This is a genomic window from Herbiconiux sp. UC225_62, assembly GCF_042694625.1.
Taxonomy (GTDB): domain Bacteria; phylum Actinomycetota; class Actinomycetes; order Actinomycetales; family Microbacteriaceae; genus Herbiconiux.
In genome coordinates this window covers 3,550,254-3,575,617 of sequence record NZ_CP170551.1, presented here as the reverse complement: position 1 = coordinate 3,575,617, position 25,364 = coordinate 3,550,254, and the positions used below count along the sequence as shown (strand labels likewise).

Sequence of the window (25,364 nt, the reverse complement as noted above, 5' to 3'; positions counted from 1 at the left end):
GGTGCACGAGACGGACAACAACGGAAAACGGAAGAGGAAGACCATGAAGATCGTCGTCATCGGAGGAACCGGGCTCATCGGGTCCAAGCTCGTCGCAAAGCTCACCGAGCACGGGCACGAGGCCGTTCCCGCCTCCCCCAACTCGGGCGTGAACACCCTCACCGGCGAGGGCGTGGCCGAGGTGCTCGCCGGCGCCGATGTCGTGGTCGACGTCTCGAACTCGCCCTCGTTCGAGGAGAAGGCGGTGCTCGACTTCTTCACCACCTCCACCATGAACCTCGTCGCCGCCGCCCGTGCCGCGGGCGTGAAGCACTATGTCGCCCTTTCGGTGGTGGGCACCGACCGTCTCTCCGAGAGCGCCTACTTCCGCGCCAAGATCGCGCAGGAGAAGTTGATCACCGAGTCGGGACTCCCATACTCGATCGTGCACGCCACGCAGTTCTTCGAGTTCGTGAAGAGCATCGCCGACGCGGCGACCGTCGACGGCGTCGTGCACCTCTCGCACGCGCTCATCCAGCCCATCGCCGGTGAAGACGTCGCCGCCGAGGTCGGTCGCGTCGCCGTGGGCGAGCCCGTCGAGGGCATCCACGAGGTCGCCGGTCCGGAGGTCTTCGGGCTCGACGACCTCATCCGCACCGGACTCGCCCTCCGTGGCGACACCCGCGAGGTCGTCGCCGATCCCGATGCCCGCTACTTCGGCGCCCTGCTGGGCGAGCGCACGCTGCTCCCCGGCGACGACGCCGCTCGATCCGAGCAGAAGTACGCCGACTGGTTCCCTCTCAACACCCCTCCGGTTTAGCACCCGGTCGGTTCGGGCGGCGCCTGTACGTCGCCCGGGCCGGATGTGGGACTCAGTACAGACCCTGTGCCGCCAGTTCCCAGCGGAGTGACGGCGCCAGCGTCGCCGCGAACTGCGGCGTGAGGTGCACCGTGTCGTACTTGGTGGGCAGCGTGCCGGCGAAGGCCGGGCAGACCCCGTTCACGCAGCTGAAGGGCAGCGAGCTGATCACGTGGTCACCGCTCGCCGCTGCGGCCGCCGAGGTCGCGGCCTGGAAGTCCTGCCAGGCCTGATCGATGCCGACGTTGCAGTTCTGCGGGCTGGTCGCCGGCGAGTAGCACTGCCCGAGGGAAGCACCGAGGGGCGGCGGTGCGAGGTACACCAGGCGTCCGGAGGCGCCGTACTTCGCGGCCTCGGCGACCGTCGACGCCACGATGTCCGCCGTCGACAACGGGCGCCCGTCGCTCGCCTTGCCGAGCGCGTACGCATTGGCCACCACGACGAGCTGCGGGGCGTCGGCCGTGATGCGGGACGCGACATCCTGTTTGCGCTGCTGGCAGGCATCCATCACGCCCGCGCCGTCGTTCTGGATCAGGACGTCGGTGAAGCGGCACCCGTAGAGACCCACGGTCGTGATCTTCCATCGCCCGTCGCTCGACTCGGCCAGCGCCTTGAACGCGGGGGCATAGGAGAGCGCCTCGGAGTCGCCCACCAGGTACAGATGGTTCGGGGCGTCACCACTCCCCCAGGTGCACGAGCCGAAGTCGGGCGTCGCACCGATGTCGAAGCAGGCGCGCGCGGGGTTGGAACCCGACCCGGTGGCGATCGCGTCGTCGAGGGAGGGCGAGAGGTCGCCGGGCCAGGACGTCGCGGCGGCCGCCGACGCCAGCTGCGCCTGGAGCTCGTCCTCGGGGTTCGTCGCCGGCTGCGCGCCGTCCCCCGACCCGGAGCCGTCCTCAGGCGCGGCGGCGACCGGCTCGCCCGGAGCGGGTGCCGCCGACGGCCCGCCGCGCAGCGTCACCTGGGCGCTCACGACCACCGCCACCACGATCACCACGAGCCCGAGCGACGACAGGATGAACTGCGCGCCGAACCGTTCCCGCCAACCCTGCCACGCCTCGCGGCGGGATTCCCGGTCGCCGGCGGAGCGCCCGGCCAGCCAGGGCGAGCGGTGCAGGGGCTGCTCGATCAGGAAGTACGACACCAACGACACGGCGAGGGTGAGGCCCAGGATGATCAACGTCACGGTCGTCGTCTGCTCCGGCATCAGCACGAGCAGGAACACCAGGATCGGGAAATGCCAGAGGTAGAGCGAATACGACAGGTTCCCGAAGAACACGCTCACCGGATTCACCAGCGGCAGCAGATGCCGCTGCCGGCCGCCGACGCCTGCCGCGATGACCAGCGCGGTCGCGAGCACCGGGAACGCGGCCCACGGACCGGGGAACGGGGTGTCGGCCGAGATCACGAAGAACGACGCCAGGATGCCCGCGAGCCCGATCCAGCCGCCCAGCACCCGCAGGGCTGACGGCAGTCGGGCGAGGGCGGGCGCCGCCGCGGCCAGCAGCGCACCGACACCGAGCTCCCACACCCGCGACAGTGTCGAGAAGTAGGCGGGAGCCGGGCTCGTCGCCGTCTCCCAGAGGGCGTACGTGAACGACGCCGCCACGATCACGGCGAGGGCCACGCCCACAGCGATCCGCACCCGCGTTCCGGAGGCGCGCACCGATCGGGCGGCCACCGCCAGCACGAGCAGCATCAGCCACGGCCACACCAGGTAGAACTGCTCCTCCACCGAGAGCGACCAGAAGTGCTGCAGCGGCGAGACCGCATCCGTGGCGTGGAAATAGTCGGTCCCCTCCGCCGCGAACCGCCAGTTCGACACGAAGAAGAGCGACGACACGGCGTCCCACCACGTGGAGACCGCCCGCGGCCGGTTGAACAGGAAATACGCGGCGACGGATGTCGCGACGAGCACGGTGACGGCGGCGGGCAGGATGCGGCGCATCCGTTTCGCGTAGAAGGTGCGCAGCGAGACACGCCCGTGCTCCTCGCGATCACGGAGGAGGAGTCCGGTGATCAGGAAGCCGGAGATGACGAAGAACACGTCGACTCCGGCGAAGCCGCCGGCGGGCCAGCCGATGACGTGGTTGAGGATGACAGCGACGACGGCGACGGCCCGGAGGCCCTGCACATCGGCTCGGAACACGGGTCGCGCAGGCGGCTCAGGAGAACTCATCGGCCACGATCCTACTGCTCGTAGACGACGGCGCGGTGCAGCGCGTGGGCGAGCTCAGCTGAAGGCGGCGAGCCCCGTCAATGCCCGGCCCAGCACGAGTTGGTGGATCTCGTCGGTTCCCTCGTAGGTGCGCACCGACTCGAGGTTCGCGAGGTGGCGCATCACGGGGAACTCGCTCGTGACCCCGTCCCCGCCGAGCAGCGCGCGGGCCTCGCGGGCTATTGTCAGCGCCTCGCGCACACTGTTGAGTTTGCCGACGCTGATCTGCGCGGGCGTCAGCGTGCCGTTCTCTTTCAGGCGCCCGAGATGCAGGGCGAGCAGCATTCCCTTCTCGTATTCGACGAGCATGTCGGCGAGCTTGGCCTGCACGAGCTGCCGCGCCCCGATCGGAGCCCCGAACACCTCACGCGTCCGGGCGCGGCCGAGCGCCGCTTCGAGACACGAACGCGCGGCGCCCATCGCTCCCCAGACGATGCCGTACCGCGCCTCGTTGAGGCAGGCGAACGGCCCCGAGAGACCGCGCGCACCGGGCAGCACCGCCGTGGCCGGGAGCCGCACACCGTCGAGGACGACGTCGCACTGGATCGACGCGCGCATCGAGAGCTTGCCGCCGATCGGCGTGGCCGTGAACCCCGGCGTCGAGGTCGGCACCACGAAGCCGCGCACCACCTCGTCGGCATCCTTCGCCCAGATCACGGCGACGTCGGCGATCGAGGCCAGGCCGATCCAGCGCTTCACCCCGTCGAGCACCCAGTCGTCGCCGTCGCGACGGGCGCGTGTGGTCATGGCCGCCGGATCGCTGCCGCCGGCGGGTTCGGTGAGCCCGAAGCATCCGATCGCCTCACCCCGCGCCATCCGAGGAAGCCACTCGCTCTTCTGCTCCTCGGAGCCGTGTTTGTGCAGGGCCGACATCGCGAGCGAGCCCTGCACGGACACGAAAGTGCGCCACCCGCTGTCGGCCGACTCGAGTTCGTGGCACACCAATCCGTAGGCCACCGCTCCGGCGCCCGCGCAGCCGTACCCCTCCAGGTGCATGCCGAGGAATCCCTCGGCCGCGAGTTCAGGCACCAGCGACCGGCGGAAGAAGGCGTTCTCGAAGTCGTCCTCGATCACGGGCAGGATCCGCTCCGAGGCGACGGTGCGGGCCCGCCGCTGCCAGTCGCGCTCCTCGTCGGTGAGCAGCGCGTCCAGATCGAAGACGGTGTCGACGAGGAGGGTCATGGGGTGTCCTTAGCTTTCGGCGTCGGCTCTTTCTACACCGGGCGCGCCACGAAACCGGTAACCTGGGCAGCGGTGCGCCGGGAAGTCTGGTCGGCGGGCGGTCGACGATCGCTCACTCTCGTCGTCGAGCCGCCCGGGCGGCAGCAAGGACCCCGCATGACTCTCATCCGTTCCGAGCGCGTCGCCGCCGTGCTGCTGCTCGCCGCCGCAGCCCTGGGCCTGCTCGCCGCGAACAGCCCGCTCGGTGCAGGACTGATGGCGCTGCAGGACGCCCACCTCGCCATCCCGGGCACCCCGCTCGACCTGTCGGTCGGCCACTGGATCAGCGACGGCCTGCTCGCCGTGTTCTTCTTCGTGGTGGCGGTGGAGCTGAAGAACGAGTTCACGGTGGGCCAGCTGAACTCGGTGTCGAAGGCCGTTCGGCCTGCCATCGCGGCCCTCGGCGGAGTGATCGTGCCGGCTCTCGTCTACCTCGCCTTCACCGCCGGCTCCGGATACGAGGGCGGCTGGCCGATCCCCACCGCCACCGACATCGCCTTCGCGTTGGGGGTGCTCGCCGTGTTCGGCAAGGGCATCCCGTCGCGGCTGCGCATCTTCATCCTGGCGCTCGCCATCCTCGACGACATCGTGGCCATCCTCATCATCGCGGTGTTCTTCACGGCCGACCCAAACCTCCTGATGCTCGTCTTCGCCGCCGTCGGCGTCGCCGTGTTCGGATTGCTGAGCCGCCTGCTCGGCACCCGGTTCCGGATGCTCGTGGCTGTCGCCCTGGTCATCGTCGCGTTGGTCACCTGGTCGCTGGTGTACCTCTCCGGCGTGCACGCGACCATCGCGGGCGTGGCGCTGGGTCTCGTGATGGTGCGGAAGCCCGCCCTGCACGTGCGGCACGCGCTCGAACCCGTCACCAACGGGGTCATCCTGCCGCTGTTCGCATTCTCAGCGGCCCTGGTGGCGATCCCCGCCGTCGCGCCCGACCAGCTGGCCGCACCGTTCTGGGGCATCCTGGTGGCGCTGCCCGTCGGCAAGCTGATCGGCATCTCGATCGGCGGATGGCTCTCCCGCTTCGTCGGCCCGCGCGAACGCCGCCCGCACCTGACCTTCCAGGGGCTCGTGACGGCGGGCGCGCTCGGCGGGGTGGGCTTCACGGTCTCGCTGCTGATGAACGAGCTGGCCTTCGCGGATTCTCCGGAGGTCGCCGACGAGGGCACTCTCGCGGTGCTGCTGGGTTCCGCCGTTTCGATCGTGGTCGCGGCCATCCTGGTCTCCCGGCTCGCCGCTTCGTACAAGCGGCTCCGGATGCTCCGCCTGGCCGCCGAGCAGCGGCTCCGCGGCGCCTGAGGCCTAGTCGGGAACCCGGCCCACGACGTACCGGAAGGCGTTGAGCAGGCGGTACCCACCCCCGGGGCGGACGAACGGACGCGCCGCCGCGAGCACGACCGGGGCCGATGCGCGCCGCTCCTCCGGCGGAGCGCCGAGCAGCACGCCCCGCACGAGGGCGTCGTCGTCCTCGGCCTCCCACGGCAGTTCGACGAGCCCGGCCGAGAGCACCTCCAGTCCCGCGTCGCGGAAGAGCTCCTCCAGCCCGCCTTCGAGGCGGAGATCGCCGTCGGGCTGGGGTTCCTCGCCGTCGGCCGCCGCGACCGCGATCTCCACCGTGTCGATGTCGTTGTGGGCCCGATCGGCCCAGTTCGCCACGGCGATCCGGCCTCCCGGCCCTGCCACGCGGATCATCTCCCCGAGGGCCTCCAGGGTGTCGTAGGCGAACTGCAGCGCGTTCACTGCGGTCACGACGTCGAACGACACGTCGGCCCAGGGCAGGTCGTCCACGCCTCCGAGCCGCACCTCGGCCTGCGGTGCCCGGCGCCTGGCCTCGCCCACCATCCCGCGTGCGGGGTCGATTCCCGCGGCCACCGCTCCGGCGCCGGCGAGCGTGGCGAGGAACTCACCGCTGCCACACCCCACGTCGAGCACACGGCTTCCGGGTCCGATCTTCGCCTCGGCGATCAGGACGCGTCGCACGGGTTCGGCGAAGCCGCCCCAGAGGCCGGCCCACTCGGTGGCCACCGCCGACCATCCGTGCTCGTCGTCGTCGACGACTGCCCGCGCGTGGCTGTCGCCGCCCTCATGCGTGTCGTCCGACATCCGCGCCTCCTCGCACACCGCTACGCCCGATTATGGCAGCAGCGGCACGGCGGTCAGAGGGCCGATTTCAAGGCGCGCCGGGCGTCCTCCGCCAGGGCGAGGGCGCGACGCGCCTGGTCGATCGAGCGTTGGTAGAGCACGCCGTAGGTGAACGATGCCTCGCCCGCCGCCTCCGCCCGCCGCGCCGTCAGCAGCATGTACTCCGCGAAGAGGGAGGCGTCGCGGTGCCAGCCGAGAGCGTCCTGCAGCTCCTCGGCGGCGTCACCCACCGCTTCGGCGTGGGCGCCGAGCACTCCGGCCGCTCCTGTGGTCGCGAACTCGGCCGCGTGACGCAGTCGTCGTGCCGCCTTGCGCGAATCGTGCAGGGCGCCGAGCGCCCCTGCGGCGGCCACGATGTCCGGGCCGAGCACACGTCGCGCCTCCCGCTCCTTCACCGACCGCGCGAGCGCGCGTTTGCCGGCCTTGCGCAGGGTGCGCCGGGCTTCCTTCTTCACTTGGTGCGGGGCATCCGGAGCCACCCGTGCATCTCCCGTGAACGAGTCGAGGGCGTCGAGCAAGCGGTAGTACACCGAGCCGCTCATCACGGTCACCAGTCGAGCGTGGGCTTCGTCGTGCTCGGCGCGGGTGTCGTCGACCAGCCGGCGGCGGGCATCCGGATCGTCGACGCCGCGATCGGTCTCCAGCTCATCGAGGGCGAACGCCGCCCATTCGGCGCGCACCTCGAGGTCGCGCACCTCGCCGAGCACGGCGCCGAAGCGCGAGAGGGTGTTGCGCACCTGGTCGACGGCGGCGGGATCGAAGAGGTCGCGATGCGTGGCGAGCACGTTGCGCAGGCGGCGCACCGTCGTGCGCAGCTGGTGCACGGCGTCCGGCCGGTCGGCGCGCACCGCGGGATCGAGGGCGACCACCTGCCCCACGAGTTCCGCGACGCCGTCGAGCACGCGCGAGGCGGCAGGCGAGCCCGATCCCTTGCCGCCGGACTTCGACGACGCGCTCGTCAGAGGCGAGCCGAGTCCGGTGCGCCCGACCGCCTGAGCCAGTTTGGAGACGCTGGGCGACACGGTCGCTCCCGCGGCGATGAGGCGGGCCTCGATCTCGTCGAGCAGCGCGGTGCGGCCTTCCGTGGTCGCGGGTGCAGCCGGGCCGAGTTCGACTTCCCACTCCCGCCACAGGCGCACGGTGCCCTCGCGCGCATCCGTCGCCGACACGGTGTCGTCGGCGATCTCCGCGACGAGGGCGCCGGAGGGGTCGAGGAGGTCGGTCACCCGCCGCGACGTCGACACCCGGGCGAGCGGGGTGAGCGGATGATCGCGCACGTGCACGCGCACCGGTGCCAGAACCTCGAGCGGAACGACGACGTCGTCGGTCTCGTGCTGCCCCACTCCGAGCGGCCACTGCAGTTCGGTGCGGCCCTCGGCGGCCGGGAGCTTGATGTGCCAACCCTCGTCGTGCCCGCCGCGGCGACGGCGCAAGGCGATTCGTTGGCGGGCCAGCGCCCCCTCGGCGGTGTCGAAGTACACCGCCTCGAGCTGGACGGCGTCGACGGCGACCGCCGAGTCGACCAGGGTGCCGGTCGCACCACCGACATCGGAGAGGTCCGGCAGCGGGAGCTCCTCGCCCACGGAGTACTTGCGCTCGATCTCGACCTGCTCGGTGTGGCCGGCAGGATCGTCGTGAGTCGGGGTTTCGTTCTGGCTCATGGCTCCGGTCTATCTCTTCCCGGCGAGTTCCGCTTCCCGCCGCCGCGATTCGGAGGACACTGACACTTGTGTCCGTCCCCCTCCTCATTCTGGTCACCCGACCCGTCATCGGTGCAACCGACGGACGAACGGATGCCGACGGCTCGGCTTCCGGGCTGAGCACCGACGCCGGTTTCCACTTCGCGAACGCCGCCGCGCCGCAGCTCAGCGTGCTCGACCTCGGGGTCACCCGGGGAGACGGCGTGTTCGATTCGCTCCTGGTGGCCGACGGCCGTATTCCGGCGCTGGAGTCCCATCTCGCTCGCTTCGCCGATTCGGCCCGGCTGCTCGATCTGCCGCAGCCCGACCGGGTGGTCTGGCGCGCCGCCGTCGCCGCGGCCGTGGCGACGCATCCGCCCGTTCCCGTTCTCGCCGTGAAGCTCGTGATGACGCGCGGTATCGAGGGCACCGGCATCCCCACCGCCTGGGTGCTCGCCCAGCCGGCGCGCGACTTCACCGAGGTGCGGCGCACCGGGGTCAGGGTCGTCACTCTCGATCGCGGCTACCGCCACGACGTCGCCGCCACCTCGCCGTGGCTGCTGCAAGGGGCGAAGTCGCTGTCCTACGCCGTCAATGCGGCCGCGATCCGGGAGGCGCAGCGACGCGGGGCCGACGACGTCATCTTCATCAGTTCCGACGGCTTCGTGCTCGAGGCGCCGACCGCCAGCGTGCTGCTGCGGGAGGGCAACCGGTTCTCCACGCCGAGTGCCGAACTCGGCATCCTGCCCGGAACGACGCAGCGTCGCGCCTTCGAATTTCTGCGCACCTACGGCTACGAGACGGATGCCGTGCGGCTGCGCGCGAGCGATCTGCGGCGGGCGGATGCGATCTGGCTGGTGTCGAGCATCCGGCAGGCGGTCTCGGTCACCGAGCTGGACGGGGAGGCTGTCGGGGTCGACGAGCGGCTGACGGACCAGCTGAACCAGCATCTCGGCCGGGCAGCCGACTGAGGCTCGTTCAGGCTAGGTCTTGCGCTGATTCGTTCAGGCGGCGTCTTCGGCGCTCCGCTGCACGGTGTCGCCCACCCAGCGCACGAGCGGGATGAGCAGCGCCGCGAGCTCCTCGCCGAGCGGGGAGAGGCTGTAGTCGACCCGCGGCGGAACCGTTCCCTTCGAATCGCGGACCACGAACCCGTCGCCCTCGAGAGCGCGCAGAGTCTGCGCGAGCATCTTCTCGCTGATGCCCTCGACATAGCGGTGCAGCTCGCCCCAGCGCATCGACTTCTGTGCGAGCGCCACCACGACCAGCACGCCCCACTTGCTCGTGACGTGGTCGAGCACGAGGCGGCTCGGGCAGTTCGAGGCGAACGGGGTGACGAGGCCGGTGCGGTCGCCGTCGGGCCAGTCGGCGTTGATGGCGTCCCAGATGCTTTCCTTCACGCCACTAGCTTACCGAAAAGTGGGTACCTTCCGTCGGGAAGTATTGCGGATGCGCGCCGGTTCCACTCCTCGACCGGTTCGCGAGTGCGGGCCGCGGAAAGGACGGAATCCCATGACCATCGTCGTCACCGGCGCCACCGGACAGCTCGGCCGCCTCACCGTCGACCACCTGCTCGCGCGCGGAGTCCCAGCCGCCGATATCGTCGCCGCCGGCCGCACAGCGTCGAAGCTGGAGGCTTTGGCCGAGGAAGTGCCCGGCATCCGCACGGCTGTCATCGACTTCACCGACCCGGCGACGCTCGACGCGGCGTTCGCCGGCGCCTCCTCGCTCGTGCTGGTCTCCGCGAGCGAGCCCGGCAACCGGGTCGCCCTGCACGTGAATGCCATCGAGGCTGCGCAGCGCGCCGGGATCGAGCGGATCGTCTACACCAGCGCCCCGCACGCCACCACCTCCGCACTCGTGCTCGCGCCCGAGCACAAGGCGACCGAGGAGGCGCTGGCCACGTCGGGACTGGCGACGACCATTCTGCGCAACAACTGGTACCACGAGAACTATGCGTCGGCGCTCGCCCAGGCTCGCGAAAGCGGCGTCTTCCTCACCAGCACCGGATCGGGACGCGTCGCCAGCGCCTCCCGCTCCGACTACGCCGAGGCGATCGCGGCCGTGCTCACCACGCCGGGCCACGAGGGCGCGGTGTACGAGCTGTCGGGCGACGTCGCCTGGACCGGCGAGGAGTTCGCGGAGGCGGCAGCCGAGGCTCTGGGCCGTCCGGTCGAGTACCGCTCGGTCAGCCCCGAGGAGCACCTCGCGATCCTCACCGGTGCGGGTCTGGATGCCGGAACCGCGGGCTTCGTGGTGGCGCTCGACGGCAACATCCGTGACGGGCTGCTTTCTGAGACTTCGGGGGATCTGTCTCGGTTGATCGGGCACCCCACCACTCCGCTGGTCGACGGATTGCGGGCTCTCGCCGCTTCTGAGGGCTGAGCTGATCGCGCGGGCGCGCGGTAGTCGGTAGCCGGCTGCCGCGCGCTCCGCGCTTGCCGACGATGGGATGCGCCCGGCCGGTAAGGCGGATGCAGGTGCCAGATTCAAAGGCGAGATCGTACGTTCTCAGCCAGCCCGCCCCCATCCACGATCGCAACAGGCGCACCCGACATGACCCGAACGCATCCATCTCGGAACGCACCCACGGCCATCTGAAGGCAAGCGCGAAGCGCGCGGCAGCCCGTCAGGCTCGACCGCCCAATGTCGGTGGGTCATGATTGACTTATCCTCATGAAGGTTCAGTTCGGTGATCACGTCGAGACAGTGGATGCGCTCGACGCACACCTCGACATGGTCATCGACCGGGTGAGCGAGATCCGTCTCGCCGTCGCCCGACTCGACGCCGACATGGCCGTCTGCCTCGCCGAGGCCGCGAAGATCGCCGACGCCCGGGCCGCCGAACGGCGACCGGCCACGGCCTCGCTGTCCGACGCGCGGGCGAGGGAGCGTCAGCTCGTGGCGACCGAGATCGCGACCGCGACGATCCAGTCCGAACGCACCGTGGCGCGCATGATCAACGACGCCGAAAGCCTCGTGCATGACTTCCCCGCCACCCTGGCGGCCCTGCGCGATGGCACGGTGACCGCGATGCACACCCGACACCTGGTCGCCCACGCCTCCGCTGTCCCCACCGAGGCCCGCGCCGAGTTCGAGACCCGCCTGCTCGAGGTGGCCGCGACCGAGACCGCGTACCGCTTCGACGACAAGGCCCGCCGGATGCGCGAGCTGGCGCATCCGGAATCCATCACCGTGCGCGCACAGGCGGCCCGCGACGACCGCAGCGTCTTCTTCGCTCCCGAGTGCGACGGGATGGCCACTCTCACGCACTACCTCCCGGCCACCGAGGCGGTGGCGATCGACGATCTGCTCGACAAGGTCGCCCGGAGCGAGCGTTCTGCCGACGACCCGCGCACCCACGCTCAACGTCGCGCCGACGCCCTGACCACGCTCGTGCTCTCGCCTGACAATCCGGCACGGCCCGCGTCCATCAGCGCCGCGGTCATGGTCACCGTACCCGCGGCGACGATCGCCGGCGGCGACGAGCCGGGTGAGCTCCACGGCTACGGGTCGATCGATCCCGACACCGCCCGCGAGATCGCCGCGACCGCTCCCACCTTCCTCCGAGTGCTCACCCATCCGGTCTCGGGTGAGCCCACCGTGATCACGCGGCACTGGGGTCGTGCCGTCGCCGACAATCTGCGCGGTCACGATCGGTACAGCGCCTCCCCCGAACTGCGACTGGCGCTGGCGGCGATCGACGAGACCTGCCGCTTCCCGCACTGCAGTCGGCGCGCCAACCGCTGCGAACTCGACCACACCCGGGATTGGGCGAACGACGGCGGCACCACTCCCGAGAATCTGGCCTACCTCTGCTCGCGACATCATCACCTGAAACACGAAACCGGTTGGACCGTCGAATCAGACCCTGACCGGCCCCGACACCTGAAGTGGACCAGCCCACACGGCCGGTCCTATTCCACCGCACCCGCTCGAGCGCCGGCGGAATGATCCGGCCGGCTCGCCGGCCAGGCATACGGAGGCCGCCCTGTGAAGGGGCTGCGGAGTCGACCCGATCGTGGCAGCGTCGACAGCGGCAGATCCGCACCAGCGGAATCGCTGACGACGGGAGACGATGATGGCACGCTTCGGATACACGCTCATGACGGAGCAGAGCGGCGTGAAGGACCTCGTTCGTTATGCCGTCGCGGCCGAGGAGGTGGGTTTCGACTTCGAGGTGTCGAGTGACCACTATTCGCCCTGGCTCACCGAACAGGGCCACGCCCCCTACGCCTGGACCCTCCTCGGCGCCGTCGCTCAGGCCACCCACCGCGTCGAACTGGCGACCTACGTCACCTGCCCGACCATGCGCTACCACCCCGCGGTCATCGCCCAGAAATCCGCCACCCTGCAGATCCTCTCCGATGACCGTTTCATCCTGGGTCTCGGTTCAGGCGAGAACCTCAACGAGCACGTGGTCGGCGAGGGCTGGCCCGCGGTCGACGCGCGGCAGGACATGCTCGAGGAGGCCGTGCACATCATCCGTACGCTGCACACAGGCGAGTTGGTGACCTGGGAGGGCGACTACTTCCGCGTCGACTCGGCCCGCATCTGGGATGTTCCCGAAGGCGGAGTGCCGATCGGCCTCGCCGTCTCCGGTGACAAGTCGATCGAACGCTTCGCTCCGCTCGGCGACCACCTCATCGCGGTGGAACCGGATGCGTCCCTGGTCGAAGGGTGGGCAGCCGCGAACGGCGGCCAGGCACCCCGGTCGATCGGGCAGATTCCCATCTGTTGGGACCCGTCGGAGGAGGCGGCGATCGCCCGAGCGCACGAACAGTTCCGCTGGTTCGGCGGCGGATGGTCGGTGAACGCCGATTTGCCGACTCCGGCCGGATTCGCCGGGGCCAGCCAATTCGTGCGACCCGAGGACGTGTCGTCGTCGATCGCGTGCGGCCCCGATCTCGACAAGATCGCCGAGAGCGTGCGCCCGTACCTGGAGGCGGGGTTCACCGACATCGCCGTCGTGCAGGTGGGCGACGAGGGTCAGGATCGGTTCCTCGCCGAAGCCGCGGAGCCGCTGTTGGAGAAGCTCCGCGCGCTCTGAGCCGATAGGCACCCACGAGCGCGGATGAGCGCCCACCAGCGCGTACGAGCCCCTACGACATGCGCAGCACAGCCGGGCCGAGCCGCAAGACCCCACCCGTCACGGCTTCGCACCGCACCCCGCCGCGCCCTCGCAGGGCCTTGTGGGCGCCTTCGGCAAGCATGACGTTCATCCACGCGCACGGGTTGGCCGCCCGATGACCCTGGAAGTGAACCGGCCCGTCGCCGGAGTCGAGGCTGAAGGCGACGCCGGTCAGCGCATCCACGTCGACACCGCGCAGCAGGATGTTGCGGCGTGCGGCCGCAGCGTCGAGTGGACGCTTGACACCCAGTTCCCGCTGCACCGCGTCGAGCGACTCCGCCGCCATCACGGTCACCGCCGCACGACGGTGCGCCGCCCGCCCGAAGTACCGGTCGCCCACGATGCCGAGCCCGGCCCGCACCTCGACCGCTGAGCGCGACTCGATCTCGCCGGCGGGAACGGCCAGCGGGCCGTCGGCCGGCCGGCCTTCGTAGCGGTGCAGCGACGAGACCAGCAGGTGAACGATCTCGACCGGCTGCTCCACCGGCACCAGCAGAGGCGTGGACGCGGGCGCGTCCTGCGCCGTCGGCCGGCTCACCGCTGGTGATCCGTCTCGGCGTGCCGGATCGCCCCGTCTGCCTCCGCACCCGCCAGGTCGAGGTCGGCGGCCAGGAACTCGGCCGACGACGGGAGTCGAACCGACACACCCGAGTAGCTCTCCACGGCCAACGAGCCCGTCGCCCCCTCGAGACCCAACACGTGTCCACCGACCGTTCCGTTCCCGTCCACGAAGTGGAAATGCGCTCCCGCCACCGTGATGCCCTGGAAAACGCGCGGCGCGATGAACCCCAGGAGCGTGCCCGTGACATCAGTCACCACGTTCTCCCGCTGGTCGTGCACCGCTTCGGCGAGCGGCAGGTACGGCTTCGACTGCCGCTTCGCCTCCCGCAGGCTGATCGACGCGAAATGGGCGTCGAACCGCACCGCGTGGAAGATGTTCTCACTCGCCACCCTCGAGTGGATCGCAGCCAGAAGGGCCTCCAGCGACGGCACCGACTCCACGAGCTCCGAACTCTCCGGCTCGAAGTCGACTACCTCAGCGAAAGCGAGCGAATCGGATGCGCCGAGCACGGTCATCCGGCCGTCACCGTGGAAGAGCCGGAACTCCCCGTCGAGCACCACGAGCTCGCCGTCCATGTGGTCGCCGCAGCCGAGTCCGAGGGTGCCGCTGCGGGCGATCCGCCCCACGGTGAAGACACCGTCGAAGAGACCGGCGACCAGCGCGTCGACGATCGAGAACTGGACGACCGACTTCTCGGCCCGACGATTTCGGCGCATAACCCGACATTCTCCCGCACTTATTCAGCAGAACACAGCAGAGTAGGAGCATGTCCTCTCGACTCGAGCGCAACATCGACCGACTGCTGAGCATCCATCGCCCGGTCGTGCTCGCCCACCTCCGCAGCATCCGGCGGCTGCATCCGGATGCCTCACCGCAGGAACTCCTCGTCATCCTGGAACGCCGCTACGTCGCCGCGGTGACCAGCGGCGGTGCCGCCGTCGGCGCGAGTTCGATGCTCCCCTTCGTCGGCACCGGCATCTCGCTGGGTCTGAGCGCCGTGGAGACCGCCGGTTTCCTCGAGACGACCGCGCTCTTCGCACAATCGGTCACCGAGGTGCACGGCATCGCCGTCGACGACCCGGACCGCGCCCGCGCACTCGTGATGACGCTGCTGATGGGCAAGGCGGGCAGTGACCTGCTGAAGCAGATCGCCGGCCAGGCCACGGGCGGGGTGAGCCGCAACGCTTACTGGGGACAGGTGGTGACGAGCAGCCTGCCGCAGTTCGTCGTGGGCCCGCTGGCCGACCAGGTGCGCAACGTCTTCGTGAAGAGGTTCGCCGTGGGCCAGGGCGCCAATGCGATCGGGCGCGCCATCCCGTTCGGCATCGGCGCGGCGATCGGCGGGGTCGGCAACCTCGTGCTGGGGCGCACGGTGATCCAGAGCGCCCGCACGGCCTTCGGCGCCCCGCCGTTCACCTACCCGATGGAGCTCGCGATCACCGTGAAGGCGCCCAAAGCCGTCACCGACAAGGCGCAGAAGACGAAGCGGAACGGAGAGAAGAAGGGCCTCACGAAGCTGGTGCCGTCGCGCAAGCGCAAGGAGATCACCGAAGCGCCCGGGCCGCGCGACGGCACGGTCAGTGAGCTTCCTGACATCCGCATCTGAATGCGACCGATTCACAGCAGAGTGGTAGCCTGGGAGTTCAGTCGAGGCTTGTCAGCTTTCGGGTCGGTCGGTCACGGTGAGGGGGATGTCATGAGATATCGCATCGTCGCCGCCGTGCTGGGCACCCTCGCGCTCCTCGGTTTCGGCGCCACCGCGGCGCTGGCCCACTCCGACGGGCAGTTCGCCACCAGCGCTCACGCCGATCCCTCCGCCGCCGAACCGGTCCTCGCGGCCACCGGCTACGACTTCACGCCGATGCTCGTCACGGCCGGCGTCTTCCTGCTCATCTCGGGCATCGCCGTCATCGTGGCGAAGTACCTGCTCGCTCGCTCCCGGCACAGCTGAGCCTGACCGGTCCGCCTATAGGCGTTCCCCGTCGTGCTCGGCGCACACGTCGTGCCCGTCGACCGGTGCTGAGCCTGACCAGTCCGCCTACAGGCGTTCCTCATCGTGCTCGGCATACACGTCGTGCTCGTCGACCGGTTCGTCGCGCGCGTGCAGCGCCGCGTTCCGGTCCCATTCCGCGAGCAGTCCCTCGACGGCCCCGTGGAACCTCCGGGTGGCCGCCCCGGGCGAGGTGTCGCCGAAGTAGTGGGTGACCCAGCGGCCGAGCCGCACCCTCGCGGCGGAGTCGTGCGACAGGCGGTCGATGCGCGCGCGGACCTCGGGCGCGTCTTCCGCGAGCAACCACTCGGCGTCCGACAGGTATCCGCCGGTGTCGATCTCCGCATCGGGCGACACCGGACGGGTGATCAGCAGGGGCTTGCCGGTGGCCAGACGGTCGTAGACCATGGCCGATACGTCGACGACCGCGACGTCGGCGACAGCGAGCTGCCAGCCGAGCTCGGCGCCGGTGTCGTGCACGTGCTGGGCCGTGGGATCCTCACGGTTCGCCGCCGCGATCGCCGCCACGATCTCACGGTTCGCCGCGGCGTACGCCGGGTCGAGGACACCGCTGCGCGGATGGGGCCGGTAGATCAGCCGGTGGTCGGGCGACGAGAGGATGTCGCGCACGAGCCCGACACCGTGTGACGCGATCGATCCGTAGGCAGCCGCCGGACGATCGCCTTCCCAGGTAGGGGCGTAGAGCACGACGGTGCGGCCGTCGCGCTCGAACGGCACGATACCGCTGTAGTGGTCGGCCTGAGGCCGCCCGATCGGGATGGCACGCTTGTCGAAGTCGTAATCCCAGAGCACACGGTTCAGCCGGGCGATGGCCGCGTCGCCGGCTACGAAGCTGTAATCGTAGGCCTTGAACTGGTTGGTGGTCATGTACATCTTGTCGCTCTCGCCATGATTGATGAACACGTGCCACCGGCGGCCGTAGCGCATCATCTGGAAGTTGCGCGCGTTCTGGTTGACGTAGAACACGATCTTGAGATCCTGTTCAGCGATGAAGGCCTCGAGTTCGCTGACCTTGCGCACGTAGGCGACGGGCAGCGGGCATTCGTCGAGCAGCGCGCTCGCGCCGCTCGGGTTGCGACCGAGGATGACCACGGGGTGCGTCTTCGAGAGCTCGAGCAGCGGCTTGTACCACTGCCGGATCTGGTAGAGGTTGACGTCGCCGTCGGCGAAGTAGACACCGATCTCGAAGCGGCGTCGGCTCAGCGGCGCCCGTGCGGCGAGCTGTCCGGCCAGCTTCGAGCGCACTCGCCGCGCGCGCAGCAGATCACGCGCCACGGTCCAGCCCAGCTTCGCATCGTTCAGCACACCCACGCGTTTCAGGCTAGCGAGACGATCCGGCCGAGCCGTGCGGATGAGCCCTCCCGGGCTTCTTCTTTAGGCAATCGTGACCTTCGCCGCGTGCGACTCGATGGAGTCCTGACTGATCGGCGGCTGAGGGTCCATCCGCTCGTCACATCGGGCCGCAACTCCATCGAGATGGACGGGCGGGCTCAGACGACAGGCGGCCGACCGGCCCGCGTCATGCGCCAGACCGTGCGCCACGAGATCGGCCGCCGCTCGCCGGCATCCGTCCGCCAGCCTTCGGCCCACCCGCGGAACCACGCGCGGAGGGCGGCGGGGCGCCGGGCCCACCGGAGGATCTGGATGCCCGTCCAGCTGCCCACGTAGAGCGGCACCAGCACGGCCGGCAGGTTGCGTTTGGCCAACCACACCCGATTGCGCGCGTTGAGTCGGTAGTAGTACGCGTGCCGGGTGGGTTCGATGGCGGGGTGATTCGCCACGAGGTCGCCGTCGTACCAGGTGCGGAGTCCCTGGTCCCACACCCGCCAGGCCAGCTCGATGCCCTCATGGGCGTAGAAGAAGGGAGCGGCCCAGCCGCCCGTGGCGTCGAACACGGCGCGCGGGAGCAGCGTCGCGCCCTCCCACACCGAGAACACGTTGCCCGAGTCGGTCGCCGACCCCTTGCGGATGCGCGGCACCCAGCGGCGCGGATTCGTGGCGCCGGACGGGTCGACCACGCGCGGTTGCAGCAGCCCGATCCCGGGGTCGCTCCGGATGCGCGCGACGGCCCCGGCGAGGAACGACGGGTCGGGCAGGCTGGCGTCGTCGTCGAGGAAGAAGACGAACTCCCCCGTGACCTGCTCGACGCCCGCGTTGCGGCCGGCCGGGATGCCGATGTTCTCCGGGAGCGCCAGTGTGCGCACGGCATCCGGCAATCCCACCGGACTCCAACCGTTTCCGACGCAGACGATGTCGAGCTCCACACCCGTCTGCGCGAGCAGCGACTCGGCGCCGCGGCGCAGATCGTCGGGGCGCTTGCCCTGGGTCAGCAGCACCACACCGATGGTCGGCATCCGCTCGCTCAGGAGCGCACCCGCTTCGACGCCATGATGGCCACGAAATGCCCGATCAGCGCCAGAATCGACAGCGGGACCAGAGCGATCAGCAGAATGCGGTCGGCGAGCACGCCACCGATGAAGAGCCCCACGACGGCGAACGCGAAGATCAGCATCGTCAACTCGACGGAGTGGTACAGACGGTGGAACGGCACGAACCGGGCGGCGCGCCGCAGCCGCGCCACGAGGGCCTGCGAGGGCTCGGACTCGCCGTGCTTGTCGGCCAGCTTGTCGAGCCCGGCGTTCGCGCGAGCGACGTGCACCATGTCGTTGAGCGCCTTGTTGAGCACGATGACGAGGGCGAGCAGGAGGCCGAGGGTGGTCCAGAGGAAGTCCTCGGGCGCCTCGAACGGGTAGCCGGCGGCACGGATGCCGAGCGCGATCGGGATGAGCGACTCGGTGGTGTAGTGCCCCACCTTGTCGAGGAAGACGCCCGCGGGAGAGGAGGTGCCGCGCCAGCGCGCGACCTCGCCGTCGCAGCAGTCGACGAGCATCTGCAGCTGGCCGAGCACGAGGGCCAGCGCCGCTCCCCCGATGCCCGGGATGAGCAGGGCCGCGGCCGTGGCCCAGCCGGTGAGGATCATCAGACCCGTCACGCCGTTGGCCGAGATCGAGGTCTTCAGTAGCACCCACGTGACGTAGGGCGACAGCCGCCGGAGGTAGAGCGATGCCGTCCAGTGCTCGGCGTTGCGACGCCCGCGCACCTCCGGGGGCTGCGCGACGGCCTTGAGCTCGGCGATCGAGGAGGGCCGGGCCGGGCGCGGAGAACCGGGCCGGCCGTGCGGGAATTGCGACACTGTCACCTTCCCGTGTGCGCCGTGATGTTCTTCGTCAGCGTCAGGAATCCGAGTATGAACCCGAGCCCCCAGCTGAAATGGATGCACGGCAAGACTATGAGAAACCACGCTCCCGTGCGACCGCCGCCCCGGCGGGCCGCGTCGATCGCCGCCACCGCCACGAAGAGCAGGTACACGATCGGCACGAGGAAGCCGAACGTCAGGCCGAGCCCGACGGCGGACAGCGTCGAGTCGCCCTGGGCCGATCCGGAGCCGAGAAGGATCAGACCGACGACCCCGGCGACGAACCCGAGGAGCACGAGCGTGACGGTGACCGGCGGCACGAAGTACTTGAGCGCGTTCGCGGTGAAGAAGCGGCGGGCGAGTTCGCCGCGCCAGAGCCCGGTGGAGAAGAACTGCCGGGCCAGTCGCTCGAGCGACGGGCGCGGCCGGTAGATCACCACGAGCGCCGGCGTGAACCAGACCACGCCGCCGGAGGCCCGTAGGCGGCGGTTGAGCTCCCAGTCCTGCCCACGCCGGATGTCCTCGTTGAAGAGGCCGACCTTCGTCAGCCATTCGCGCCGGAAGACGCCCAGGTAGACGGTCTCGGCGGGACCTTCCTGACCGCCGACGTGGTGTGCACCCCCGCCGAGACCGGCCTTCGACCCGTACGCGACCGCGACCGCGCTCTCGAACGGGGTGGTGCCCTCGGCCTTCATGATGCCGCCCACGTTCGCCGCCCCCGTGCGGAGCATGGTCTCCACGGCGATCCGCGTGTAGTCGCGCGGGAGCAGCGAATGGGCATCCACCCGCACCACGATCGGATACTGCGACGCCTCGATCGCGACGTTCAGACCGCTCGGGGTCGAGCCGGTGGGGTTGTCGATGACCCGGATGCGCGGATCGACCCGCGAGAGCCGCTCCAGCAGCTCGGTGGTGCCGTCGATGGAGGGGCCGAGCGCGACGATGACGTCGAAGGGGCCCGTGTAGTCCTGGTCGAGCAGGCTGGCGATGGCGGCCTCTACATGCGTCACCTCGTTGAGCACCGGCATCACGTAGGAGACGCCCGGCCGGTCGGCCGTGGGCTCCGGTGTGGGCTGGGTCATCGCATCCGCTCTCGTCTGTTCCGGCTGACACGGAAAAAGGCCGGTGGGCCGCCGCCGCGATACAGCGACGACGAGCCTACCAGCCTGATTCCGGGCCCCTGGGGGCCTTGACGGAGTGGATGCCTACCCAGCGAGCTGCCCGAGCGTCACGTCGACCGTCTTCGAGTCACCACCGCGGGTGTAGGTGATCTGGGCGGTGCCGCCTGCCGGCTGCGTGCGCACCTGGGCGGTGAGGTCGATCGAGTCGGTGATCGGCAGCCCGTTGAACGCCGTCACGACGTCACCGGCCTGCAGGCCCGCCTTCTCGGCGGCGCCACCCGAGGTGACCGACTGGATGACCGCGCCGGCCGTGGTGCTGTTCGCCTCCGCGGAGGCGTCGCCCACCGTGGCCCCGAGCAGACCATGGGTGGCCGATCCGTTCTTGATGATCTCGTCGGTCACGCGCTGCACGAGGTTCGCCGGGATGGAGAAGCCCACGCCGATGTTGCCCGACTGGCTCGAGCTGTCGCTCGACCCGGCGCTGGCGATGGCGACGTTGACGCCGATGAGCTTGCCCTCGGAGTCGAGGAGCGCTCCACCCGAGTTGCCCGGGTTGATCGCCGCGTCGGTCTGGATGACCGAGAGCGAGATGCTCGACTGCTGGGTGGGTGCCTGCTGTTGCTGCTCCTGGCCGCCCTGACCGGGGAGGTCGAAGTTCCAGAAGTCGTAGGGACCCTGGTCGCCGTTGCCGTTGCCCTGGTCGGGCGTCGGGTTGGTCTCGGTGTCGTCGGGCGCGGCCGAGGAGGCCACCGTGATGCTGCGGTTCAGTGCGCTCACGATGCCGTTGGTGACCGTGCCGGAGAGGCCGAGCGGCGCGCCGATCGCGATGGCCACGTCGCCCACGTTGAGCTTCGACGAGTCGCCGAACTCGATCGGGGTGAGGCCGGAGGCGTCGGTCAGCTTGATCACGGCGAGGTCGGCCACCGGATCGGTGCCCACGACGGTCGCGTCGTAGAGCTTGCCGTCGTTCGTCTGCACCTTGATCTGGGGGCTCGCGGTGGCACCGTCGAGGGTCACGACGTGCGTGTTCGTGACGATGTAGCCGTCGTCGGTGAGCACGACGCCCGAACCGGTGCCGGCCGCCTGGTCGCTCTGCACCGAGATGGTGACCACGGAGGGCGAGGCCTTCGCGGCGACCGCGGTGATGAGGTTCGCATCATCCGGGTTGTTGACCGTGATGCTGGTGGGGCTCGACGCGGTGTTGCTCGTCGATCCGCCGTTCTGGCTCACGGCCCAGGCGGTGACGCCCGCTCCGGAGGCGCCGCCGATGAGGGCGCCGATGGCGAGGGCCGCGATGAGGGCGACCCCGCCGCGGCGCTTCTTCACCGGGGCGGCCGGGGCCTGGGTGTAGGCGCCCGACGCGGCGTACATCGCCGAGTTGAAGTTCGGGTCGGGAACCGCGCCGTAGGGCGGGGTGCCGGCCGTGGGGGTGCCGAAGGAGCCGTTGCCGTAGTTGGCGGTGGGCGCGGTGTGCCCGCTCTGGGCGCCGTGTGCGGCCTGGCCGTAGTGGGGCGCGGCAGCCGGGGTGGGCGTCTGGCCGTACGGGCTCGGCGGGGCCGGAACGGCGGCGGCGGGGACCTGCGGCGCGGGGTAGCCCGCCAGGTGCGGGTTCACCGAGGTCGGCTGCGGCAGCGTGGGCTGCGCGCCGGTGGGCTGCGCCGGCGTCGACGGGGTCGGCACGATCGGGGGGACCACGGCGGTGGTGTCGTCGCGGTGGGAGAATTCGGGGGTGGCGGGGGCCTGTGCGACCGGCTGCTGCGCCTCGGGCTGCTGCGCCTCGGGCTGCTGGGCCGCGGGCTGCGGTGCCTCGGGGGTCGACTCCGAGGACTGGGCGTCGTTCGCGGCGCCCGCGTTGTCGGCCGGAATGCCGCCGGGGTTCTCGGTGCTCTCTGACATGTGTTGCTCCTTCCAAGCACTCGCAAGCATCCTCACCGAAGCTGGGGGAACTCTATGGACCGGCTGTATGCCGTCTGCCGTCTCGTTATGACTGAGCTAGGAGACTCGTGCCGGCCGCGATGCGGGTGCTGCGTCCTCCACGTTAACGCTCGTGAGGGCGCGGACTTCCCGATCCCCGGCACACACTAGGTTTGAATGATGACGATCAGCGGATCCTGGCAGCGCACCGCGCGTGGAGCCGGACTTCTCGCTCCCGACGGACGCATCGCCTCCACCATCTTCGCCGAGATGAGCGGGCTCGCGCAGTCGACCGGCGCGATCAACCTCGGTCAGGGTTTCCCCGACGAAGACGGCCCCGGGGAGGTGCTCGACGCCGCTCGCCGCGCCATCGCCGACGGCGTGAACCAGTATCCGCCGGGAACCGGCATCCCGGCGCTCCGCTCGGCCATCGCCCGGCACCAGAAGCGGTTCTACGGCCTCACCGTCGACCCCGACCGCGAGGTGCTCGTGACCGCGGGCGCCACCGAGGCGCTCGCCGCCAGCATCCTCGCCCTGGTCGACGACGGTGACGAGGTGGTGACCCTCGAGCCCTTCTACGACGCCTACGGCGGTTTGATCTCGCTCGCCCGCGGCGTGCACAAGACGGTTCCGCTGCGCCGGCCCGACTTCCAGCCCGACCACGACGAGTTGCGACGGGTGGTGACCGACCGCACCCGGATCATCCTGATCAACAACCCGCACAACCCCACGGGCGCGGTCCTGCCGCGCGAGACGCTGGAGCTGATCGTGGAGCTCGCGCACGAGCACGACGCGATCATCGTGACCGACGAGGTCTACGAGCACCTCACCTTCGAGCAGCCGCACATCCCGGTCGCGACGTTGCCGGGCGCGCGGGAGCGAACGGTCACGATCTCCTCGGCCGGCAAGACCTTCAGCACCACGGGCTGGAAGATCGGCTGGCTGGTGTCGACGCCCGATCTGGTCACCTCGATCCTCGCCGTCAAGCAGTTCCTCACCTACGTCAACGGCGCGCCGTTCCAGCCCGCGATCGCCGTGGGGCTCGACCTCCCCGACTCCTTCTTCGAGGGCATCGCCCGCACCCTGCAGGCCAAGCGCGACCTGCTCTCGCAGGGGCTCGTGAAGGCGGGCTTCGAAGTCTCCCGACCCGGCGGCACGTACTTCGTGGTGGCGGATGCCGCTCCCCTCGGCTACGCGGATGCCGCGACCCTGTGCCGCGAGCTGCCGACGCTCGCCGGCGTGGTGGGGGTGCCGATCAGCGCCTTCGTGCACGAGGAGCACGCGCACGACTATGCCTCGCTCGTGCGCTTCGCCTTCTGCAAGAAGACCGACGTGCTCGAGCGCGCCGCAGCGCAGCTGGCACGGTTGGGCCGCTGAGCTCCCGTCGTACTGCAAGAAGAGCGACGTACTCGAGCGCGCCGCAGCGCAGCTGGCGTGCCTGGGCCGCTGAACCCCCGTCCTAGTCCAGCACGCGGGTACCGAAGCGGCGGAGGGCGAGTGCGGGATTGACGCGGCGCACCTCGTCGATGCGGCGGGGGTCGATCCAGGCCACGGCCACGTCTTCGCGCTCGCCGAGCGAGGCGATCGTGACGCCCATCGGATCGACCACGAGACTCGCGCCCACCCCGATCGGCGGCGTCTGGTCGGCGGCCGCGACGTAGATCGTGTTCTCCAGCGCCCGAGCCGTGACGAGGGTTCGCCAGTGGTGCTCCTTCAGGGGGCCGCGCACCCACTCGGCAGGCACCACCACGAGGTCGGCGCCGGCATCCACCAGCCAACGCGACACCTCGGGGAAGCGGATGTCGTAACAGGTCTGCATGCCGATCGTCACGCCCTCGATCGAGAACGTCTCCGGCGTGCCGATCGGGCCGGCCTCGACCCAGTCGCTCTCCCGTCCGCCGAACGCGTCGTAGAGGTGCACCTTGCTGTACTGCGCGATCAGGCCGTCGACCGGCGAGATCGCGACGAGGACGTTGGCGAAATGGGCCGCCTCCGTCGATTCGGCCACCAAGCCGGCGATTAAGTGCACGTCGAGTTCGGCGGCGAGAGCGCCGAGCGCGGTGACGAACGGGCCATCGAGCGGCTCGGCGTTGGCGACCGTCTCCGCGCCGATCGGGTCGACGAAGAACGACGAGTACTCGGGGAACACGACGAGCGAGGCGCCGCGCTGCACCGCGGTGCGGGCCAGACGGGCGATGGTGTCGAGGTTCGCGGCCTTGTCCGGACCCGGAGCGAACTGGGCGACCGCGACTCCGAAGCCGAGAGCGGCGCCGAGGGGCGTCTCGGTGACACTCATGAGAGCCGCGCCATGGCTTTGATCGCGCGCCGTTCGTCCATCGCCGCATAGCCCTCCGGCAGATCCTCGAAGGGGACCTCCAGGTCGAAGACCAGGCCGGGACGGATGCTCCCCGCCAGAACATCGGCGAGGAGCTCGGGCAGGTAGGCGCGCACCGGCGCCAGTCCGCCCCCGAGGCCCACGTTGTTGTCGAAGGCGATGTTGATCGGGAACACCACCTCGTGCGGCACCCCGACGAAACCCACGCGCGAGCCGGGTCGTGCGATGGCGAACGCCGTGTTCATGGCCTCGCCGGTTCCGACGCACTCGAGAGTGGCATCCGCTCCGATGCCCCCGGTGAGTTCGAGCACGGCACCCACGGCTTCCTGGCCGCGCGCCTCCACCAGGTCGGTGGCGCCGAACTCCGTGGCCACGGCCTGCCGGGCGGGGTTGCGGCTGAGAGCGATGATGCGCTCGGCCCCGAGCCGACGGGCGGCGAGCACGCCGCTCAGGCCGACCGCTCCGTCGCCCACCACCGCGACCGTCATGCCGGGCTGGACGCCGGCGCCGACGGCGGCGTGATGCCCCGTGCCGCAGACGTCGGAGAGAGCGAGCAGGTGCGGGATGAGCGCGGCGTCGGGCCGGCCGCCGGGCACCACCACGAGGGTGCCGTCGGCGAGCGGAACCCGCACGAATTCGCCCTGACCGCCGTCGTTGCCGTGCGCGCCCCAGAATCCGCCGTGCAGGCACGAGGAGGGTACTCCGTGCAGGCAGTGCGGGCAGGTGCCGTCGCTGTACATGAAGGGGGCGACGACGAAGTCGCCCACGGCGACGGTGCCGACATCCGTGCCGACGGCCTCGACCACGCCGACGAACTCGTGACCGATCCGGCTGCCCGGGCGGCGGTCGCTGACGCCGCGGTAGTACCAGAGGTCGGAGCCGCAGACGCAGGTGGCGACCACCCGCACGATCGCGTCGGTGGACGCCTGGATCTCGGGGTCCGGGACCTCCTCGACCGACACGTCGAAGGCGGCGTTGAAGACGAGTGCACGCATG

23 protein-coding genes are annotated in these 25,364 nt (G+C 70.2%); 9 read left to right on the top strand and 14 right to left on the bottom strand.

Annotated elements, in window-relative coordinates; translation table 11 throughout:
* The first annotated feature begins 43 nt into the window (after nucleotides 1–43).
* Nucleotides 44–799 (top strand): SDR family oxidoreductase, encoded by a 756-nt coding sequence (locus tag ACFJGU_RS17455; RefSeq protein WP_382305108.1) that lies wholly within the window; start codon nucleotides 44–46, stop codon nucleotides 797–799.
* A gap of 52 nt (nucleotides 800–851) precedes the next feature.
* On the opposite strand, the gene ACFJGU_RS17450 is transcribed toward ACFJGU_RS17455, so the two are convergent.
* Entirely contained in the window at nucleotides 852–3,017 is a 2,166-nt protein-coding gene (locus ACFJGU_RS17450) for an acyltransferase family protein (protein ID WP_382305106.1), read from the bottom strand.
* Nucleotides 3,018–3,071: 54 nt separating this feature from the next.
* Nucleotides 3,072–4,238, bottom strand: a complete 1,167-nt coding sequence (locus ACFJGU_RS17445; protein WP_382305104.1) for an acyl-CoA dehydrogenase family protein — start codon at nucleotides 4,236–4,238, stop codon at nucleotides 3,072–3,074.
* Nucleotides 4,239–4,394: 156 nt separating this feature from the next.
* Between ACFJGU_RS17445 and nhaA the strand changes: the two genes are divergently transcribed.
* Nucleotides 4,395–5,576, top strand: a complete 1,182-nt coding sequence (gene nhaA, locus ACFJGU_RS17440) for a Na+/H+ antiporter NhaA (RefSeq protein ID WP_382305103.1) — start codon at nucleotides 4,395–4,397, stop codon at nucleotides 5,574–5,576.
* Between the two features lie 3 nt (nucleotides 5,577–5,579).
* Here nhaA and ACFJGU_RS17435 read toward each other — a convergent pair whose 3' ends face one another.
* Nucleotides 5,580–6,380: a class I SAM-dependent methyltransferase gene (locus tag ACFJGU_RS17435; protein WP_382305101.1), complete on the bottom strand. Its 801-nt coding sequence runs from the start codon at nucleotides 6,378–6,380 to the stop codon at nucleotides 5,580–5,582.
* Between the two features lie 53 nt (nucleotides 6,381–6,433).
* On the bottom strand, nucleotides 6,434–8,080 hold the full coding sequence (locus ACFJGU_RS17430) for a CHAD domain-containing protein (protein WP_382305099.1): 1,647 nt from the start codon (nucleotides 8,078–8,080) through the stop codon (nucleotides 6,434–6,436).
* Nucleotides 8,081–8,148: 68 nt separating this feature from the next.
* On the opposite strand from ACFJGU_RS17430, the gene ACFJGU_RS17425 reads away from it, so the two are divergent.
* Nucleotides 8,149–9,069: an aminodeoxychorismate lyase gene (locus tag ACFJGU_RS17425; protein ID WP_382305097.1), complete on the top strand. Its 921-nt coding sequence runs from the start codon at nucleotides 8,149–8,151 to the stop codon at nucleotides 9,067–9,069.
* A 33-nt stretch (nucleotides 9,070–9,102) separates the two neighbouring features.
* Here the strand turns inward: ACFJGU_RS17425 and ACFJGU_RS17420 are convergent, their stop codons facing one another.
* Nucleotides 9,103–9,474, bottom strand: a complete 372-nt coding sequence (locus ACFJGU_RS17420; RefSeq protein WP_382310423.1) for a winged helix-turn-helix transcriptional regulator — start codon at nucleotides 9,472–9,474, stop codon at nucleotides 9,103–9,105.
* A 136-nt stretch (nucleotides 9,475–9,610) separates the two neighbouring features.
* Between ACFJGU_RS17420 and ACFJGU_RS17415 the strand changes: the two genes are divergently transcribed.
* From ACFJGU_RS17415 to ACFJGU_RS17405, 3 genes are all read left to right on the top strand, one after another.
* Nucleotides 9,611–10,483: an SDR family oxidoreductase gene (locus ACFJGU_RS17415; RefSeq protein WP_382305095.1), complete on the top strand. Its 873-nt coding sequence runs from the start codon at nucleotides 9,611–9,613 to the stop codon at nucleotides 10,481–10,483.
* A 291-nt stretch (nucleotides 10,484–10,774) separates the two neighbouring features.
* The gene (locus ACFJGU_RS17410; RefSeq protein ID WP_382305093.1) at nucleotides 10,775–12,052 is read left to right on the top strand and encodes a DUF222 domain-containing protein; all 1,278 of its coding nucleotides are present in this window, start codon (nucleotides 10,775–10,777) and stop codon (nucleotides 12,050–12,052) included.
* Nucleotides 12,053–12,179: 127 nt separating this feature from the next.
* Nucleotides 12,180–13,148 (top strand): LLM class F420-dependent oxidoreductase, encoded by a 969-nt coding sequence (locus tag ACFJGU_RS17405; RefSeq protein WP_382305091.1) that lies wholly within the window; start codon nucleotides 12,180–12,182, stop codon nucleotides 13,146–13,148.
* Nucleotides 13,149–13,200: 52 nt separating this feature from the next.
* On the opposite strand, the gene ACFJGU_RS17400 is transcribed toward ACFJGU_RS17405, so the two are convergent.
* Both ACFJGU_RS17400 and ACFJGU_RS17395 read right to left on the bottom strand, forming a co-directional pair.
* Nucleotides 13,201–13,767 (bottom strand): MOSC domain-containing protein, encoded by a 567-nt coding sequence (locus tag ACFJGU_RS17400; protein ID WP_382305089.1) that lies wholly within the window; start codon nucleotides 13,765–13,767, stop codon nucleotides 13,201–13,203.
* Complete coding sequence (locus ACFJGU_RS17395) at nucleotides 13,764–14,507, bottom strand: acetolactate decarboxylase (RefSeq protein WP_382305087.1); 744 nt, start codon at nucleotides 14,505–14,507, stop codon at nucleotides 13,764–13,766. Before ACFJGU_RS17395 ends, ACFJGU_RS17400 begins: the two co-directional genes overlap by 4 nt.
* 50 nt (nucleotides 14,508–14,557) lie before the next feature.
* On the opposite strand from ACFJGU_RS17395, the gene ACFJGU_RS17390 reads away from it, so the two are divergent.
* The gene (locus tag ACFJGU_RS17390) at nucleotides 14,558–15,397 is read left to right on the top strand and encodes a hypothetical protein (RefSeq protein WP_382305085.1); all 840 of its coding nucleotides are present in this window, start codon (nucleotides 14,558–14,560) and stop codon (nucleotides 15,395–15,397) included.
* A gap of 90 nt (nucleotides 15,398–15,487) precedes the next feature.
* A complete protein-coding gene (locus ACFJGU_RS17385) occupies nucleotides 15,488–15,742 on the top strand; it encodes a hypothetical protein (protein ID WP_382305083.1) in 255 nt (84 codons plus the stop codon).
* Nucleotides 15,743–15,829: 87 nt separating this feature from the next.
* On the opposite strand, the gene ACFJGU_RS17380 is transcribed toward ACFJGU_RS17385, so the two are convergent.
* The 5 genes from ACFJGU_RS17380 to ACFJGU_RS17360 all read right to left on the bottom strand — a co-directional run bounded on the left by ACFJGU_RS17380 (nucleotide 15,830) and on the right by ACFJGU_RS17360 (nucleotide 22,015).
* The gene (locus ACFJGU_RS17380; protein ID WP_382305081.1) at nucleotides 15,830–17,113 is read right to left on the bottom strand and encodes a hypothetical protein; all 1,284 of its coding nucleotides are present in this window, start codon (nucleotides 17,111–17,113) and stop codon (nucleotides 15,830–15,832) included.
* Between the two features lie 179 nt (nucleotides 17,114–17,292).
* On the bottom strand, nucleotides 17,293–18,156 hold the full coding sequence (locus tag ACFJGU_RS17375) for a glycosyltransferase family 2 protein (protein ID WP_382305080.1): 864 nt from the start codon (nucleotides 18,154–18,156) through the stop codon (nucleotides 17,293–17,295).
* Between the two features lie 8 nt (nucleotides 18,157–18,164).
* Entirely contained in the window at nucleotides 18,165–18,995 is an 831-nt protein-coding gene (locus ACFJGU_RS17370; protein WP_382305078.1) for a CDP-alcohol phosphatidyltransferase family protein, read from the bottom strand.
* Nucleotides 18,996–18,997: 2 nt separating this feature from the next.
* Entirely contained in the window at nucleotides 18,998–20,080 is a 1,083-nt protein-coding gene (locus tag ACFJGU_RS17365) for a glycosyltransferase family 2 protein (protein ID WP_382305076.1), read from the bottom strand.
* 123 nt (nucleotides 20,081–20,203) lie between these two features.
* Nucleotides 20,204–22,015, bottom strand: coding sequence for a trypsin-like peptidase domain-containing protein (locus tag ACFJGU_RS17360; protein ID WP_382305074.1), 1,812 nt, complete (start codon nucleotides 22,013–22,015; stop codon nucleotides 20,204–20,206).
* A gap of 198 nt (nucleotides 22,016–22,213) precedes the next feature.
* On the opposite strand from ACFJGU_RS17360, the gene ACFJGU_RS17355 reads away from it, so the two are divergent.
* Nucleotides 22,214–23,410: an aminotransferase class I/II-fold pyridoxal phosphate-dependent enzyme gene (locus ACFJGU_RS17355; protein ID WP_382305072.1), complete on the top strand. Its 1,197-nt coding sequence runs from the start codon at nucleotides 22,214–22,216 to the stop codon at nucleotides 23,408–23,410.
* An 82-nt stretch (nucleotides 23,411–23,492) separates the two neighbouring features.
* Here the strand turns inward: ACFJGU_RS17355 and ACFJGU_RS17350 are convergent, their stop codons facing one another.
* Together ACFJGU_RS17350 and ACFJGU_RS17345 are read right to left on the bottom strand one after the other, a co-directional pair.
* Nucleotides 23,493–24,329, bottom strand: coding sequence for a carbon-nitrogen hydrolase family protein (locus ACFJGU_RS17350; RefSeq protein ID WP_382305070.1), 837 nt, complete (start codon nucleotides 24,327–24,329; stop codon nucleotides 23,493–23,495).
* A complete protein-coding gene (locus ACFJGU_RS17345; RefSeq protein ID WP_382305068.1) occupies nucleotides 24,326–25,363 on the bottom strand; it encodes a zinc-dependent alcohol dehydrogenase family protein in 1,038 nt (345 codons plus the stop codon). The genes ACFJGU_RS17350 and ACFJGU_RS17345 overlap by 4 nt, the downstream gene beginning before the upstream one ends.
* Nucleotide 25,364: the final 1 nt, after the last annotated feature.